Below are 16,705 nucleotides of genomic sequence, written 5' to 3'. Positions count from 1 at the left end.
GCCAGGGCTGACGTTGACGCCCGCCGCGACGATGATCGCGTTCGCGGCGGGCGCACCGGTCCGGCCGCCCGCCGCGTGCGTGACCAAGCCCTCGAGGCCGGCCGTTGGCCGGGGCCGTGTCGCGCGGCTATCGGCGGCTGGCGATCCTGCCGAAGCCGGAGGGCGTAAGGATCAACCCAAGGAAGGTCCCAGCCGCGATCGTGAGGAGCGGCGCGTCGTGCGCCGGTGCGCTGGCCCTGCCGCAGGGGACGGGCCAGCGGCGAAGCCTCGACTTCATGTCCGACGCCCTGAGCGAGGGCCGCCGCGGCCGGGCGTGGAACACCGCGGACGACTTCACCCGCGAGGGCCTGGGCGAAGATCCCGGCGAGGGCTTGGCGACGCTGGTCGCCACCCCGTTCTCCGGCGCCCGCGTGGCGCGCGGTGGCGTCCGCGCAGGGCCAGGGGCTTCAGCAGCTCGGCGCAGACGAGATAGGTGACGACGACGCCGGCGATGCCGAGGAGCATGGCGGGCGGCGGGGCCTCGAAGCCGAACAGGCCGCCCAGGGGGGTGAAGGGCAGCACCAGCGCGACCATGAGCGCCACCAGCGAGGAGGTCGCGAGGGCGGGGCCGGGCAGGTCCTGCCACGGCCGGCCGTTGGTGCGGATGATGAAGATGACGAGGATCTGCGTCGCCATGGACTCCAGGAACCAGGCGGTCCGGAACTCGTCCGGCGTGGCGTGGAACAGGAACAGCAGCGCCCCGAACGTCAGGAAGTCGAACAGCGAGGACAGCGGCCCCATCACTCCGGCGAACCGCATGAGGCCATGGATGTCCCATACCTGTGGCCGCTGGGTCGCCTCGGGCCGGACATCGTCCAGGGGGATGCCGACTTCCGACAGGTCGTAGAGCAGGTTGTTCAGCAGGATCTGCGTCGGCAGCATGGGCAGAAACGGCAGCGCGATCGAGGCCACCGCCATGGACAGCATGTTGCCGAAGTTCGAGCTCGCCCCCATGCGCACATATTTGAGGATGTTGACGAAGGTGCGCCGGCCCTCCTGCACGCCGTCAGCCACCACTTCGAGGTCGGAGGCGAGCAGGATCATGTCGGCGGCCGCCTGGGCGACCCCGGTCGCCCCCGCCACCGAAAGGCCGATATCTCCTGCCTTCAGCGCCGGCGCGTCATTGATACCGTCGCCGAGAAAGCCGACCACCGCGCCCTTGGCCTGCAATGCCTTGACGATGCGGGACTTCTGGTCCGGCGTGAGGCGTCCGTAGGCGTCCACCGCCTGCACCTGCACGGCCAGGGCATCGTCGCTGAGGGCGGCGACGTCGGGGCCTGACAACACCGTTTCAGCCCTCAGCCCGACGAGGCCGGCGAGGCGCCTGACCACGACGGGATCATCGCCGGACAGGATCTTCAGCCGCACGCCGGCGGCGTGGAGCCGGGCGATGGCCGCCGCCGCCGTGGCCTTGGGCGGATCGGCGAAGGCGCAAAGCCCCTCCAGGACGAGGTCCCGCTCGTCGGCGGCCTCTACCTCGTGGGTCGTGCCCGACCAGGGGCGGGAGGCGATGGCGATGGTCCGCAGCCCGTCGAGGGCCAGGGCGTGAATCCTGTCGCGGGCCAGCGCGCGCTGCGCCTCGTCCATGGGCGTTGCGGCATCGCCGATCCGCTGCGACGTGCAGAGCGCCAGAACCGCTTCCGGCGCGCCCTTGACGATCAGCAGCGGTCCAGCCGGGCCGGTCGCCAGCACCGATCCCAGCCGGCGCGAGAAATCGAAGGCCTGACGGCCGCACAGCGTCCAGCCCTTCGCGGCGCCCGCAGAGCCGGCCACCAGCGCCGCATCGAGCGCGCCGCGATCGCCGCCGAGGTCGGCCGCGATGGCGCCGAGCCGGGCGGCGCGTGGATCGTCCGCGCCGGAAGCGTCGAGGCTGCGGGCGAGCGAAATCTCGGCCGAGGTCAGGGTCCCGGTCTTGTCGGTGCAGAGCACCGTCATGGCGCCGAGATCGTGGATCGAGGCCAGGCGCTTGACGATGACCTTGCGGGCGGCCATCCGCATTGCGCCGCGGGCGAGCGTGACCGTGGTGATCATCGGCAGGAGCTCGGGCGTGAGGCCCACGGCCAGCGCCACGGCGAACATCAGCGAATCCAGCGCCGGGCGTCCGAACACCACCCGGGTGGCGAGCACCAGCACCACCAGGGCCAGCGTCAGGCGGGCGATGACGAGGCCGAACTGATGCAGGTCGCGCTCGAACGGCGAGGGAACCTGCGTTTGCGCCAAAGCTGATGCGGCCGCACCGAACACGGTGTTCCGCCCGGTGCCGACCGCGAGCGCGATCGCCTCCCCGGTCTGGGCCACGGCGCCGCGAAACAGCGCATTGGAGGCCTCGCCCGCGCTCGCCCCTGCGACCCGGCCGGGCCGCTTCTCCACCGGATAGGGCTCTCCCGTCAGGGCCGCTTCGCCGGCGGTGAAGGCCCGGCTGTCGAGGATCAGGGCGTCGGCGGGGATGATGTCGCCAGCCCTGACCCGCAGGATGTCGCCGGGCACCACGTGGGCAACCTCGATCTCCCGGAAGGTGCCGTCGCGCTTGACCTCGGCCTTGAGCGCGACCGAGCGCCGCAGGATTTCCGCTGTCCTGGCGGCGTGTCCTTCCTGCAGCGTGTCGAGCCCGATGGAGACCACCAGGATCACCACGATGATCGACCCGCCAACGGCGTCGCCGGTCGCCATGGAGACGATGCCGGCGGCGAGCAGGATCAGGGACAGGGGCTCCAGCAGCCGGCGGAGGATGGCGCGGAGGAGGCTGTCGGCCTTCGCGTCGACATCGCTGTTGGGGCCGTATTCGGTGAGCCGGCGCGCGGCATCGTCCGTCGCCAATCCGTCAAGCCCGCAACGAAGAAGGGCGAAGATTGTCTCGGGGGACTGGGTCCAGAAGGAGCGAAGGCTGTCAGGCCGCTGTTCCCGAATGGCCGCGTCGACCCTGTTCATGAAGCTCCCCCGAGCATGGGAAAACAGGCATTTCTCGCCATGACGTTCGACGTTGCCACGACCGGGGTGATGCGGCACACGATGATGCTGGCGCCGGCGGGGCGGGAACTGCGGCGTCGGATATCAGGACAAAGCGCCCGGGGAGTGTGCCGGCTGCGCGCTTCGCGATCAATAGCGGACTACCCCGGAGGGCGAGGTGGCGGATCGGCCTCACGCCGGGCGCCGTCGCGTATCCCCCTGGTTTTCGAGCGCAGAAAATGCCCCGCGCCGCCAATCGCCGCATGAAGGGCGGTGTGGCCGGCCCCGCGAGCCATCGGGCTTGGGTTTTCCGTCTTCCGCTGGGTGATCGCGACCGCGCGTGCGGCCTGTTCGGCATCGCACGGGGCGCAAGGCGCGCTGGGCCAGATCCTGTGCGGTCATTTCGCCGCGTCCATGCCACGCAGGCGGCGTTGGCGGTGAGGCCGCGCCCCGCGTCCCCGGGGGGAGGCGATGTCACGGCCTGAGCCCGCGGCGGGGAACAGGGGGCGGGGCGCCTGGCGCGCCGGCCCTGTTCCCCTCGAAGACGCAGGGCGTCAAACGGTCAGCACGTCCGCATAGACCTTCTCGGCGAAGCGCTGCGTGTTGGTGTTCGGCTTGAACACCTGCACCAGCTTCAGCTCCTCGGCATAGGCCGCGATCTGCGTCTTGAGATCCCCGCCGATGGGACTGTGGTGGTGGTCCTGGCTGTTGAGCATGGCCACGAGGTCCTCGATGGAACCCTTGCCGCCGTAGCCTGAGAAGGTCCGGGCGGCGAGCTCGGGATCCTGCCCCACCTTGTGGGCGCCTTCCAGGATGGCGCGGGTGAGGGCGGTGGCCACCGGCTTCTCATCGCGGATCAGGCTGCCGCGGATGCCGATGATGCAGCACGCCCGGTCCACGTATTTCTCCGAGAGGTTGGTGGCGAGCTCCACCAGCTTGCCCTTGGACTCCCTGATCCAGATCCAGGTGCGCGGATCGGCGTCGGCCAGCGCCTGCGCCTCGCCCTTGTCGATGGCCAGCGGCAGGGCCTCCAGCGGATACTGGCGCCACTCCACGTCCTTGAACGGGTCGACCCCGTGCTCGGCGAGGTAGATGGAGAAGAAGTTCTTGCCAGGCGAGGCCTGGTCGGACACCGCGATGGTCTTGCCCTTGAGGTCCGCGACCTTGGTGACGCCGGCGCCGGCATCGCCCAGGAGCCGGAGGCAGCCGCCGTGGACGCCGGCGGTGATCCGCACGTCGAAGCCCTGCTCCAGCGGCTTCAGCCAGCGCAGCGCCATGCCGATGCCGGCATCGGCCTTGCCGGTGGCGATGGCCTCCAGCAGTTGCTCGGTGGAGCTGCCGAAGTTGACGAAGTCCACGTCGAGGCCGTGGCGCGTGAAGATGCCGGTCTCCTTGGCCACCGGGGCGGCGGCGGTGCAGATGGCGCTGGCGTTCCAGGCGAGCTTCAGCGGCCGGAGCGGGCCGGTGGGCGCGGTCCCGTCGGCGGCGGTGAGGCAGAGCGGAAAGCGTGCGTCCACGGCGGCGCCGGCCGGCCCCGGCGCGGTCATCAGGTTGGCGGCGAGCACGCGGCCGCCGACGCCGCCGATGAGGGACGCGGCGCCGGCGGCGAGGCCATAGCGCAGCAGCTGGCGCCGGCTCGACGGCCGCGCGGCGCTCTCGGCCTGCGGGTTCTCATGCTCCGGACTTCCGGACGGTGTGGTCATGACGGGCTCCTGAAAACGGGACTGACGAAAGAGGGCGGCGGGCTTCACCAGGTGGCGTCGAGGCCGAGCAGGCCGAGCAGGTGATGGCGCAGCTCCGCGAGGCGCGGATCCCCGCGGTGCCGGGGATAGGGGACGTCCACCGTCACGTCGGCCTTGATGCTGGCCGGCCGGTCCGAGAACACGATCACCCGCTCGGCGAGGAACAGCGCCTCCTCCACGTCATGGGTGACCAGAAGGGCGGTGAAGCGCGCGTCCTGCCACAGCTTCAGGATCTCGGCCTGCATGGTGATGCGGGTGAGGCTGTCGAGCTTTCCCAGCGGCTCGTCGAGGAGCAGCAGGCGCGGCTCGTTCACCAGCGCGCGGGCGAGGGCCACGCGCTGGGCCATGCCGCCGGAGAGCTGGCGGGGATAGGCGCTGGCGAAGCTCGACAGGCCCACCAGGGACAGGGCTTCTCCGACCCGGCGCCTCTGCTGCTTCAGGAGGCCCCGCGCCTCCAGGCCCAGGGAGACGTTCGCCTCCACCGTGCGCCAGGGATAGAGGGTGGGATCCTGGAACACGAGGATGCGGGAGGGATCGGGATCGCGGATCGCTTCTCCATCGGCGGAGATGCGTCCCTCGCTCGCATGGTCCAGGCCGGCGACGAGGCGCAGCAGGGTGGACTTGCCGCATCCCGACGGCCCGAGCAGGGCGACGAACTCGCCGGGCTTCGCCGCGAAGCTCACCTGGTGCAGGACGGGGAGCGGGGCGCCTTCCAGCTGGAAGGCGTGGCTCACGTCGTCCACGTCGAGGCGGATGCCGTCGCTGGTGGAGCCGGAGCGCGCGGGAGCAAGGACAGCGTTCACCACCGCACCAGCTCCTTCTGCCAGGCCAGGATATGGTCACGCAGCCTGAACAGCAGGGTCACCAGCCCGGAGCACATGAGCGCCATCACCAGCAGCGCGGCGTACATGTTGGCGTAGGCGGCCCAGCCCTGGGCCCATTGCAGGTACCAGCCGAGGCCGGCCTTCACCCCGAGCATCTCCGCCACCACCAGCACGGCGAACGAGGTGCCGAGGCCCATGAACAGGCCGACGAAGACGTGCGGCAGCGCGGCGGGAATGGCCACCTTCAGCACCAGGAAGCGCTGGCTGGCGCCCAGCGTGCGGGCGATGTCGTAATAGTCCTTGTTGACGCTGGCGATGCCGGACCAGGTGAGGATGGTGACCGGAAAGCCGGTGGCCAGCGCGAGCAGGAACACGCTGGCGCTCCACGAGGAGGGAAACAGGAAGAAGGCGACCGGGAGCCATGCGGTCGCCGGCAGCGGTCCGATGAAGCGCAGCACCGGATGGGCCCAGTAGCCGGCGATCCGCCACCAGCCGATGGAGACGCCCAGCGTGACGCCCACGGCCGCCCCGATGAAATAGCCCCAGGCCAGCAGCTTCAGCGATGCCACCGTGCTGAGGCCGAGTTTCGGCCAGTCGTCGAGGTAGACTTCCAGCATGGCCTGCGGCGCGACGAAGAAAGGCCGCGGCAGCAGTTCAAGCTTGGCGGTGACCGCTTCCCAGGCAAGAAGGCCGAGGGGCAGCACGAGCAGCCACGGCCCCCAGTGGCGCAGCCCCTTCAGCTGCAGGCCGGAGACGGGGCCGGCGAGGCTCGCCAGCACCAGGACCGCGCCGATCGCCGCGACGCCATAGGCGAATTCGCGGGTGTAGGCCACCTCGTCCGCATCGGGCACGAGGCCGCTATAGGCTCCGGCGGCGAGCCAGAGCGCGCCGGCGAGGAGGCCGGTGCTCCAAAGCGCCGGCCGCGCGCGACGGTCTTTCGCCACAAATTGCTGCGGGGCGGAGTGGATGTCGGCGGTGTCGAGGAGCTGATCGGTCATCGCCCGCCCTCGCGCCTGAGGGGCGCGCCGGTGGGCGCTCGCCGCAGCTGCGGTCCCGTTGCCCCGGGCGATTCGGAGGGGGGGATGGGATGGCGGAGCGTTCGATGGACCGAAACGGTTGGCATGACGGCTTCCAGAAGATGGGAGATCAAAAATCAACTAAATTTATGGATATTATTGAATATGAGTCAAGCCAAGATGCGGCCGGGCGGCCTCGGCGTTCGGCGGGCTGGTGGGGCGAGGAATTTGCGTCCGGCGAACCGGAGCGGGGCCGCATCCCCCCGCGGCCCCGTCGTCAGCTTTGCCCCGGGCGCGTCCGGCGGCCGACCTCGGGGGCGTGAGCCGTGGCCTGGTTCGCGTGACCTTTGGGGCACCGGGGCGCGACGCGGGAAGGGCGCGGGGCACGGCCCCGGCGGCCCTCCCGATGGTCGCGAGCTTGAGCCAAATCCACATCGAGGGCGCTTCGATGCAACCAAATCCTCGCGGATTTGGTCCGGCTCCGTTAGGCATGACCCGAATTAAGGAAGGAGCACGCGCCCTGGTCGCCGCACAGGGGCGTGCCGAAGGGGCCTCGCCGGCGGGGCTGACCCGCGGGGGATGCGGGCCACGCACGTGCCGCACGGCGAGGTGTCGAAGGGAAATGCCATGTCGGAAGCAAAACTACGCGAAAGCATCAGCAGCTTCGGCCGGTCCTTGTTCGAGCGGGGCCTCACCCCCGGCTCCTCCGGCAACATCAGCGTGCGCCTCGACGACGGCGGGTGGCTGGTGACGCCCACCAACGCGTCCCTCGGCTTCCTCGATCCCGCTCGCATCGCCCGGCTGGATGCGGGCGGCCACCTTCTGAGCGGTGACCCGCCGACCAAGGAAATCCCTCTCCATTCGGCCCTCTACGAGACGCGCGGCGGGGCACGGGCCATCGTCCACCTGCATTCGACGCATTCCGTGGCGCTCACCATGCTGCCGGAGATCGATCCCAGGTCCGCCCTGCCGCCGATGACGCCCTATTACCTCATGCGCTGCGGGCAGACGGCGCTGCTCCCCTATTTCCGGCCGGGCGACCCGGCGGTCGCCGATGCGATCCGCGGGCTTGCGGGGCGCTATTCCTCGGTCCTGCTCGCCAACCACGGGCCGGTGGTGGCAAGTGACACGCTGGAGGCCGCGGTGTTCGCCACCGAGGAGCTGGAGGAGACGGCCCGCCTCTATCTGCTGCTGCGCGGCCTCAATCCCCGCTATCTCTCGCCCGATCAGGTGGCGGACCTCGTGAAGGTGTTCGGTCTCACGCTGCCCGAGCACGCCCACGCGGACGAGGATCCCCACGACCACTGATGCCAAGGGCCGGTGCGCTTGCCTCCCCCGGCCCTTGGTCGAGCGCCGCGCGGCGCGTGAGCGAGCCCGGCCGGCCCCGGTCGGGGCGCGGGGCCGATGGCATCAATTGGCGGGACGCTTCAGGCCGAGCAGGTCACGCACCGTCCTGCCCTCGTATGCGGTGCGGAACAGGCCGCGCTCCTGCAGGATGGGGATGACGAGGTCCACGAAATCGTCGAAGGCGCCGGGGAAATAGGGCGGCATCACGTTGAAGCCGTCCGCCGCGCCGCTCTCGAACCAGAGCTGGAGGGTATCCGCCACCTCCTCCGCCGCGCCCACCAGCACCCAGTGGCCGCGGGCGGCGGCCACCATGTTGTAGACGTCGCGGAGCGTCCCGCCCTCGCGCTTCGCCTTGGCCAGCATCACCCCGGTGAAGGACTTGTAGGTGTCCGCCTCGGGTAGGTCGGGGATGGGGCCGTCGAGGTCGTAGGCGCTCATGTCGGTGCCGAAGCGCTCGGAGAGCATGCCGAGGGCGTTCTTCGCATCCACGAAGCGCATGAGGTCGGCGAGCTTCTCCCGCGCCTCCTTCGCCGTGCGGCCGACCACGGGCATCACGCCCGGCAGCACGCACACCTCCTCCGGGCGGCGGCCGAGGGCGGGCAGGCGGTCCTTCAGCGCCTTGTAGCCGGCCTGCGCCTCGGCGAGGTCCTGCACCACGGCGAAGACGATGTCCGCCGTGCGCGCGGCGAGCCTTTGCCCCGGTTCCGAGCCGCCCGCCTGGGAGATGATGGGATGGCCCTGGGGGCTGCGGCCGATGTTGAGCGGGCCCTTCACCTTGAAGAACTCGCCCTCGTGGTCGAGGGGCCTCACCTTGGCGGGTTCGATGTAGAGGCCGGTCTCCCGGTCCGCGACGATGGCGTCGTCCGCCCAGCAGTCCCAGAGGCCCTTCACCACGTCGAGGAACTCGCCGGCGATCTCGTAACGCCTGGCGTGGTCGGGATGCTGCGTGCCGAAGTTGGCGGCGGCGGCCGGCGCCGCGGTCGTGACCGCGTTCCACACGGCGCGCCCGCCGGAGATGTGGTCGAGGGAGGCGAAGGCGCGCGCCACGGTGTAGGGATCGGAATAGGTGGTGGAGACGGTGCCGCCGAGGCCGATGTGGGTCGTCGCCCCTGCGATGGCGGCGAGCAGCGTCAGCGGCTCCAGCCGCGCCGTGTAGGAGGGGTGGGCGGCGGGGTCGGCGTTCAGGTTGTCGCCCATGAAGATGAGGTCGAACAGCCCGCGCTCGGCGATGGCCGCGATCTCCCGGACCTTGCCGATGTCCTGGAAGGTGTCGATGGCGCCGGGCACGCGCCAGCCGGCGATGTGGCTTCCCGTCCCGAGCAGGAACAGGCCGAAATGCATCTTGCGGGTCATGAGGGAGGCTCTACTTCCAGAATACCAGGCGCCGCTCGGCGAAGCCGACCAGGCCGAAGAAGAGGAGGCTTGCGGCCGAGGCCACGAAGATGGCGGACCACACCTTCACGAAGTCCACCTGCAGCACCGCCTGGTAGATCACCCAGCCGAGGCCGTCATAGGCGCCCAGCATCTCGGTGACGATGGCGACGATGATGGCGCGCACCGTGGAGACGCGCAGGCCCGCCGCGATCAGCGGCAGCGCGGTGGGCAGCCTCAGGCGGAACAGGATGGCGAGCCGCCCGGCGCCGAAGGAGCGCATGAGGTCCACCGAGCGCCGGTCCACCCGGTCGAGGCCGGCCAGCGCCGAGAGGAAGACGGTGAAGCTCACCGCCAGCGCCACCATCACGATCTTGGACGGCATGCCGATGCCGAACCACAGCAGGATGAGCGGCGACCACGCCACCACCGGCACAGAATTGATGGAGGTGGCCACCGGCACGATGGCGCTGCGCGTCAGGGGGACGAGGGTGATGACCACCGCCAGCGCGATGCCGATCGCCGCGCCCAGCGCGTAGCCGATGATCGCCTCGGCGAAGGTGTATGCGCCGGCGGCGAACAGCACCTGCCGGTGATCCCAGATCGCGCCGAGGATGGCGGAGACCGACGGCAGCGTGTAGGCGGGCAGGTTGAAGCCACGGGCCACCCCTTCCCACAGGGCCACCAGCAGCACCATGCCGAGGATGCCGCGCTGCGCCGCGCGCGACGGCAGCAGGCGGGACGAGGTCGCAGGCGTGCTCATTGCTCGGCCCCCCAGAAGACGAAGAGGCGCTCGGTGGCCGCGACCACCGCATAGAAGCCGGTGCCGAGCACGGCGCACATGGCGATGGCGGCCCAGATGGCGATGACGTTCTCGTTGTACATGCCCTGCAGCAGCAGCACGCCGAGGCCCACCGTGTCGCCGAACCATTCGCCGACGATGGCGCCCACCAGCGACAAGGCGGAGGCGAGGCGCAGCGCCACGAAGATCTGCGGCAAGGCCGCCGGCAGCTGCAGGCGGGTGAGGAGCTGGAACCGGCTCGCGCCGAAGGAGCGCATGAGCGCCTCCTGCCGCGGGTCCACGCTCTCGAGGCCGAGCAGCGCGTTCACGGTGACCGGGAAGAAGGTGAGGTAGAAGGAGATGGCGGCCTTGGCGATGAGCGTGTTGCCGAACCACAGCACCACCAGCGCGCCGAAGGCGATGACGGGGATGGTCTGCGACACCACGAACACCGGAAAGATCAGCTCCTTGAGCACCTTCGCGCGGAAGAAGACGACGGCGATGGCGATGCCGAACACCGCGCCGGAGGCAAAGCCCATCAGCGTCTCGGTGAGGGTGCGCAGGAAGCCCTGGATGTAGGGCTGGGGCGTGGCGAGGATGGCATTGAGGACGAGGCTGGGCCGCGGCACGTACCAGGGCTTCACGCCGAAGGCCGCGATGAGGCCTTCGGCCGCCACCAGCACCGCGAGGAGGATGGCGAAGCTGCGGGCGGCGCGCGCCAGCGGCTTCAGCAGGGCGGGTGCCCCCGGCCGCGTGGCCGAGGGCTGGAGCGCGGCGCTGCTCACGGGCGGCGGTCCACCACCGGAATGGCTTCGAGGAAGGAGCGGTTGAAGGTGGCGTCGAGGTCCACCGGCTTGGAGATGACCTTGGCGTCGAGGAAGAGCTGCTGGGTGATCTTCACGGCATCCATGTCGATCCAGAACAGGCCGTCCTCCTTCACCTTGCCGGCGGTCATCAGCTTCTGCACCTCGGCCAGCATGAATTCCTGGTGGGCGCGATCCAGCGTCGGGGCCACCTTCATCACGGTGTCGACGGCGCCCTTGGGATCCTTGAAGGCGTCCTGCCAGCCCTTGATGGACGCGCGCAGGAAGCCCTTCACCAGCTCCGGCTTCTCCTTCGCCGTCTGCTCGGAGACGATGAGCGTGTCACGCGGGAAGGTGACGCCGGAATCCTCCGCCACGAAGGTGCGGAGCTTCTCGTCGCCCATGCGGGTCTTGATGGTGTAGAACTCGTTGTAGCGGGTGGCGGTGATCACATCGATCTGCCCGTCCACGAAGGGCGTCACGCTCACCTGCTGGGGCTGGATGTCCACCAGCGCCGGGTCGAGGCCCTGCTTGGTCAGCATCGCCTTCAGCACGTGGTTCGCGCCGGTGAACCAGGTGGTGACCTTCTTGCCCTTGAAGTCCTGGATGGACTTGATGGGTCCGTCCGCCCGCACCACGAACACGAAGGGGGTGAGCTGGTGGGAGATGCCCACGCACACCACCGGCAGGCCCTTGTCGCGGGCGGCGAACACGCTGTCGAGGCCGCCCGACAGGCCGAACGTGTCGGCGCCGGTGGCGACCAGGTTCTCGGCGAGGATGTTCGGGCCGCCCGGATTGATGGTGAGGTCGATGCCCTCGGCCTTGTAGTAGCCCTTGGCCACGGCCACGTAGAAGCCCGCGAACTGGGCCTGCGGCAGCCACTTGAGGCGCAGCGTCGCCGGCACGGGATCCGCCGCCGCGGCGGGCAGGGCGGTGAGCGCTGTACCGATGAGCGCGGCGCCGGCCGCGAGCGTCGAAAGGAGGGTTCGGCGGGCAATCATGGCTGGTCTCCGGTGAAAGGCGGGCCGCTTCTGCTGGCGGCGATCAGGTGCGGTAGGAGGAGTCGAGGCGGTCGAGCTGCCGCATGAGGGCGGGCCATTCGCGCTCGCCGGGCACGAGGATGTCGCCCTTGAGCTCCCAGAACTGGCGGGCGGCCTTCTCGCACACCTCGTGGGGCGGCAGCACCAGCTTCACGCCGGCGGCGCAGGCTGCCTGCATGGCGAGCTGGATGCGCGCGGCGCGCTCGAAATAATAGAGCAGCATGAAGGCTTCGCCCGGCGTGCGGCCCACGGTGAGGATGCCGTGGTTGCGCATCAGCATCACCTTGTGCGGGCCGAGGTCGGCGACGAGGCGGGCCTGCTCGTCGAGGTCGATGGCGACGCCCTCGTAATCGTGGAACGCCTGCCTTTGATAGAAGCGCATGGCGAACTGGCTGAGCGGCAGCAGCCCGTCCTCCTGCCCCGAGACGGCGACGCTCGCATCCGAATGGGTGTGGAGCACGCAGGCGGCATCCGAGCCCGTCTTGTGGACGGCGGCGTGGATGACGAAGGCCGCGAGGTTCACCTCATAAGGCGTGTCTTCCAGCTTCCGCCCCTGCGTGTCGATCTTCACCAGGCTCGATGCGGTGATCTCCTCGAACAGCAGGCCGTAGGGGTTGAGCAGGAACTCGCCCTCCCTGCCCGGAACGCGCAGGGAGATGTGGTTGTAGATGAGGTCGTCGAGGCCGAGCTTCGCCACGAGGCGATAGCAGGCGGCGAGCTCGACGCGCGCCTGCCATTCGGCGGCATCCATGGCGGCGGGCTTCTGGGACAATGCGGCGGCGCTCATCGTCTGTCCTCCCATCATCTGCCTTCCCATCACTTGCCCTCCCATCACTTGCCCTCCGAGGTGAAGGATTTCATGGCTTCTTCCTCGATGGCCTCCAGAAGGGTGCGCTTCAGGCGGATGAAGTCGGGGGAGATGACCAGCTCCGCCGGGCGGGGGCGGGGCAGGTCCACTTTCTGTTCCAGCTTCACCTTGCCGGGGCGGGCGCTCATCACCAGCACCCGGTCGCCAAGGAACAGGGCCTCGTCCACATCGTGGGTGATGAAGAGGATGGTGCGCTGGTGCTGCTGCCACACGTCCAGCAGCCAGCGCTGCATCATGGTGCGGGTGAGGGCGTCGAGCGCGCCGAACGGCTCGTCGAGCAGCATCAGGTCGCGCTTGAACAGGAAGGTGCGCATCAGTGCCACGCGCTGGCGCATGCCGCCGGAAAGCTGGTGCGGATACTGCGCGCCGAAGCCGGCGAGGCCGAACTCGGGCAGCATCTTCTCCGCCAGCGCCCGGGCCTGCCTGCGCGGCGTGCCCTCCACCTCCATGGCGAGGATGGCGTTGTCGATCACCGTGCGCCAGGGCAGCAGCAGGTCGCGCTGGGGCATGAAGGAGACGCGGCCGAGCAGCTCGGCGGCATGCACGCTCTTGCCCTCGAAGCGCATGGCGCCGCCGGCGTCGGGCTCCTCGAGCCCCGCGACGATGTTGAAGAGGGTGCTCTTGCCACAGCCGGACGGGCCGACCACGGTGACGAACTCGCCCTTCTCCACCGTGGCGGTGAAGCCATCCAGCGCGCGCACGGCGCCGAAGGTCTTGGTGAGGCCGCGCATCTCCAGCAGGTTCTGCGCGGTGGTGGAGGATGGGGCGGCCATGGCCTCGTCGCGGGCGAGGGCGGCGGTGCCGCCTCTTGATGGTGCTGCGGGCAAGCCGGCCTCTTTCCTCTTTGTATAATCAGGGCGCGTTGGCGCATGCGAAAGCGTGATGGACATGCCTTCCGTTCTAGCAATCGACATGCCACACTTCTTGCAAGGGCCCTGCGGAGAGGGTCGCCGAGCCTGTTTCATGCAGGATGACGGAGCGCCGGTGGTTTCCGGAGGACCGTCAGCCGCAAGGTTGCTCTCTTTATGTATACTCAGAACCGTTTTTAGGAATGCAAATGGCGATCAATAGTGCACAAGTAGGCAGCAGCTGCCTGCCGATTGATCAAAACGGGCGCTCCACGGCGCCGGGCGAGACCCTCGCGGACCGCATCCGCAAGACGCTGGAGGCGGATATTTCGTCCGGCCGCCTGGAGCCCGGCAGCAAGCTGGACGAGCAGGAGATCGCCGAGCAGTTCGGGGTTTCCCGGACGCCGGTGCGCGAGGCCTTCCGGTTGCTGGCGGCGAGCCATCTGGTGGAGCTGCGCGGGCGGCAGGGGGCCGTGGTGCGCACCATCTCCGCCCAGGTGCTCATCGAGATGTTCCAGGTGATGGCGGAGCTGGAAGGCTTGTGCGCACGCCTAGCCGCGCGGCGCGCAGGGGCGGCGCAGCTCGCCCGCATGGACGCGATTCACAAGCGTTTGGAGCAGGTTGCCGAGACCGCCGACATCGACCTCTTCTACGATGTGAACCAGGAGTTCCACGAGGCGGTCTATGAGGCCTCCTGCAACGGCTTCCTGGCCGACCAGACCCGCCGGCTGCGCAATCAGGTGGCAGCCTATCGTCGCCGCGTCACCCATCGCCCGAGCCGGATTCCCAAGACCTTGAAAGAGCATGGGGACGTCATCGCCGCCATCCGCGCCCATGACGACGAGGCGGCGCAGCGTGCCATGCGGGACCATGTGAACCTGCTGGGCGACGATCTCCTGGACTTCATCGCCGCCTATGGCTGAGGGAGAGGTTCGGGTTGGTATGCACATTGCATGAGTTTGTATATCCAGTTCGACCCCGATCGACCCTCGGAGATGCAGACTTGAATCTCGACCTGACCAACAAAAGCGCCCTCATCACCGGAGCCTCCAAGGGCATCGGCCTTGCCACGGCCTTCGTGCTCGCCGCCGAGGGGTGCCATCTGCATCTCGCCGCCCGCAACGGGGAGGCGCTCGCCGCCGCGAAGGCCGAGATCGAGGCGAAGCACAACGTGACGGTGGACATCTACCCGGTGGACCTCTCCTCCACCGAGGCCATGGAGAAGCTCGCCGCCGACGTGGGCGAGGTGGACATCCTGGTGAACAATGCCGGCGACATTCCCGCCGGCTCCCTCGACGTGGTGGACGACGCCGCCTGGCGCCGCGGCTTCGACCTGAAGGTGTTCGGCTACATCACCCTGTCGCGCGCCTATTACGCCCGCATGCGCGATAAGGACGGGGTGATCATCAACGTCATCGGCAACTCGGGCGAGAACTGGGATGCCAGCTACATCGCCGGCTCCACCGGCAATGCCGCGCTCATGAGCTTCACCAAGGCGCTGGGCGGCGCGAGCCTCAACGACGGGGTGCGCGTGGTGGGCGTCAATCCCGGTCCCGTCGCCACCGACCGCATGCTCAAGATCATGAAGCGCAAGGCCATCGACATGCTCGGCGCCGAGGAGCGCTGGGAGGAGCTGTTCGACAAGTATCCCGGCAAGCGGCCCGCCACGGCGGAGGAAGTGGCCGACCTCGTCGCCTTCCTCGCCTCGCCGCGTGCCGGCTACATCACCGGCACCAACGTGACCATCGACGGCGGCATCTCCGCCCGCGGCTCGGTCATCTGAGGCATCCGAAAGGGCAGCGGCCGGGTCCCGCCCCGGCCGTCCCGCCCCGCGGCCACCCGGGAGATGCCCGGGCCGGTGGCCGTGGGAGCCTTCCCGAACCCGCATCGCCTTCAGCGCGCGTCCGAGCGGCGAGCGCTCCGCCCCTCTGCCCAAGGACCGTTTCATGTCCACCGCCCGCCTGCGCAACCGCTATTTCGACGAGCTCTCCGCCAACCCGCGCCTCATGTGGATGGGGCAGAACACCAACCACATCGCTGCCCATCCGGCGGTGGAGGAGGCCATGATCGCCTCCATCCGCGCGCAGGAGTTCAATGCCTATGCGCCGCCGCTCGGCTTCGAGGCCCTGCGCGCGGGCATCGTGGAGGACCTCGGCACGCCGGGAGCGGAGGCCCTCGTCACCGAGGGCGGGGTGAATGCGCTCGCCATGGTGTGCCGCGCCTACTGCCGGCCGGGCACCACCTTCGTCACCACCGATCCCACGTGGAAGTGGCCGTGCCTGTTCGCCACCCAGATGGGCGCGCAGGTGATCGAGATCCCCATCTACGACCCGGCGGTGAACTATCGCCTCACCCCCGAGGCGCTGAAGGCCAACGTGGATGAGCGCACCGCCATCATCTACCTGGTGGACCCCAACAATCCGCTGGGCATCCGCTACACCCGCGAGGAGATCGAGGCGTTCGCCGCCATCGCCCGCGACTGCGGCGCCATCCTGGTGCACGACTGCACCTATCGCGATTTCGCGGACGGGCACACTCCCGCGCTCCATGCGTCGCCGGAAGGGGCGATCGTCTCGCTCTCCTTCTCCAAGTGGCTCGGCCTCGCCGGCCTGCGCATCGGTGCCCTGGTCGCCGCGCCGGCATTGCTGGACGAATGCGCCGCGCGGGCGACGTCCGTGCTGGGCGCCAGCGTCATCGCCCAGCGGGCGGCACAGGCCGGGCTCAGGGTGAAAAGCGAGTGGATGGAGACGGTGCGCCGCATCGACCGCGCCAACAAGGCGAAGATCCGCGACGCGGCGCTCGCCATCGAGGGGCTCGCCGTACCGGTCTATCCGTCCCACGGCAACTTCCTCGTCATCGAGACGCAGGCCGCCGGGATCCGCCCCGAGGCGCTGGTGGAGGCCGCCCGCCGCAAGGATGTGATGATCCGCCAGGGCACCTACCACACCGCCCGCTTCGGCGACCGCTTCATCAAGGTGTCCACCTCGGTGCCGGAGGCGTGGGCGGACCGCTTCGTGGAGCTCCTGCCGTCGCTCGTGGCCGAAGCCCGCACCCTCAACGACGTGCCGCCCCTGTTCTGA

The 16,705-nt window shown here is 69.5% G+C and carries 14 protein-coding genes; 4 read left to right on the top strand and 10 right to left on the bottom strand.

All coding sequences use genetic code 11. From position 1 onward, the window contains the following. Positions 1–333 precede the first annotated feature (333 nt). The 4 genes from mgtA to V5F59_RS19255 form a co-directional block, all read right to left on the bottom strand. Positions 334–2,967, bottom strand: a complete 2,634-nt coding sequence (gene mgtA / locus V5F59_RS19270; protein WP_393976720.1) for a magnesium-translocating P-type ATPase — start codon at positions 2,965–2,967, stop codon at positions 334–336. 572 nt (positions 2,968–3,539) lie between these two features. Further along, positions 3,540–4,688 carry an ABC transporter substrate-binding protein gene (locus V5F59_RS19265; RefSeq protein ID WP_393976719.1) on the bottom strand — a complete coding sequence of 383 codons (1,149 nt, stop codon included), beginning with the start codon at positions 4,686–4,688 and terminating at the stop codon, positions 3,540–3,542. A 44-nt stretch (positions 4,689–4,732) separates the two neighbouring features. After that, the gene (locus tag V5F59_RS19260) at positions 4,733–5,533 is read right to left on the bottom strand and encodes an ABC transporter ATP-binding protein (RefSeq protein ID WP_393976718.1); all 801 of its coding nucleotides are present in this window, start codon (positions 5,531–5,533) and stop codon (positions 4,733–4,735) included. Beyond that, the gene (locus V5F59_RS19255; RefSeq protein WP_393976717.1) at positions 5,527–6,549 is read right to left on the bottom strand and encodes an ABC transporter permease; all 1,023 of its coding nucleotides are present in this window, start codon (positions 6,547–6,549) and stop codon (positions 5,527–5,529) included. The genes V5F59_RS19260 and V5F59_RS19255 overlap by 7 nt, the downstream gene beginning before the upstream one ends. Positions 6,550–7,194: 645 nt before the next feature. On the opposite strand from V5F59_RS19255, the gene otnC reads away from it, so the two are divergent. Then, positions 7,195–7,875, top strand: coding sequence for a 3-oxo-tetronate 4-phosphate decarboxylase (otnC, locus tag V5F59_RS19250; protein ID WP_393976716.1), 681 nt, complete (start codon positions 7,195–7,197; stop codon positions 7,873–7,875). Between the two features lie 102 nt (positions 7,876–7,977). Here otnC and V5F59_RS19245 read toward each other — a convergent pair whose 3' ends face one another. Genes V5F59_RS19245 through V5F59_RS19220 form a run of 6 tightly spaced genes read right to left on the bottom strand, consistent with a single transcriptional unit; the run spans position 7,978 to position 13,604 of the window. Further along, positions 7,978–9,267, bottom strand: a complete 1,290-nt coding sequence (locus tag V5F59_RS19245; RefSeq protein WP_393976715.1) for an LLM class flavin-dependent oxidoreductase — start codon at positions 9,265–9,267, stop codon at positions 7,978–7,980. A 10-nt stretch (positions 9,268–9,277) separates the two neighbouring features. Next, a complete protein-coding gene (locus tag V5F59_RS19240) occupies positions 9,278–10,048 on the bottom strand; it encodes an ABC transporter permease (RefSeq protein WP_393976714.1) in 771 nt (256 codons plus the stop codon). After that, positions 10,045–10,851: an ABC transporter permease gene (locus V5F59_RS19235; RefSeq protein ID WP_393976713.1), complete on the bottom strand. Its 807-nt coding sequence runs from the start codon at positions 10,849–10,851 to the stop codon at positions 10,045–10,047. The genes V5F59_RS19240 and V5F59_RS19235 overlap by 4 nt, the downstream gene beginning before the upstream one ends. Further along, on the bottom strand, positions 10,848–11,870 hold the full coding sequence (locus V5F59_RS19230) for an ABC transporter substrate-binding protein (protein WP_393976712.1): 1,023 nt from the start codon (positions 11,868–11,870) through the stop codon (positions 10,848–10,850). Before V5F59_RS19230 ends, V5F59_RS19235 begins: the two co-directional genes overlap by 4 nt. Positions 11,871–11,913: 43 nt before the next feature. Beyond that, positions 11,914–12,696, bottom strand: a complete 783-nt coding sequence (locus V5F59_RS19225; RefSeq protein ID WP_393976711.1) for a class II aldolase/adducin family protein — start codon at positions 12,694–12,696, stop codon at positions 11,914–11,916. A 44-nt stretch (positions 12,697–12,740) separates the two neighbouring features. Continuing rightward, positions 12,741–13,604 carry an ABC transporter ATP-binding protein gene (locus V5F59_RS19220; protein WP_393976710.1) on the bottom strand — a complete coding sequence of 288 codons (864 nt, stop codon included), beginning with the start codon at positions 13,602–13,604 and terminating at the stop codon, positions 12,741–12,743. 230 nt (positions 13,605–13,834) lie between these two features. On the opposite strand from V5F59_RS19220, the gene V5F59_RS19215 reads away from it, so the two are divergent. The 3 genes from V5F59_RS19215 (at position 13,835) to V5F59_RS19205 (ending at position 16,705) form a co-directional block, all read left to right on the top strand. Beyond that, a complete protein-coding gene (locus V5F59_RS19215) occupies positions 13,835–14,548 on the top strand; it encodes a GntR family transcriptional regulator (RefSeq protein ID WP_393976709.1) in 714 nt (237 codons plus the stop codon). An 80-nt stretch (positions 14,549–14,628) separates the two neighbouring features. Then, complete coding sequence (locus tag V5F59_RS19210) at positions 14,629–15,408, top strand: SDR family oxidoreductase (protein WP_393976708.1); 780 nt, start codon at positions 14,629–14,631, stop codon at positions 15,406–15,408. 163 nt (positions 15,409–15,571) lie between these two features. Next, positions 15,572–16,705 (top strand): pyridoxal phosphate-dependent aminotransferase, encoded by a 1,134-nt coding sequence (locus tag V5F59_RS19205; RefSeq protein ID WP_393976707.1) that lies wholly within the window; start codon positions 15,572–15,574, stop codon positions 16,703–16,705.

Source organism: Xanthobacter nonsaccharivorans, from assembly GCF_043194755.2.
Lineage (GTDB): Bacteria > Pseudomonadota > Alphaproteobacteria > Rhizobiales > Xanthobacteraceae > Xanthobacter > Xanthobacter autotrophicus_G.
Note: the sequence above shows the minus strand (reverse complement) of the source record. Positions and strands in the feature narration are given on the sequence as shown.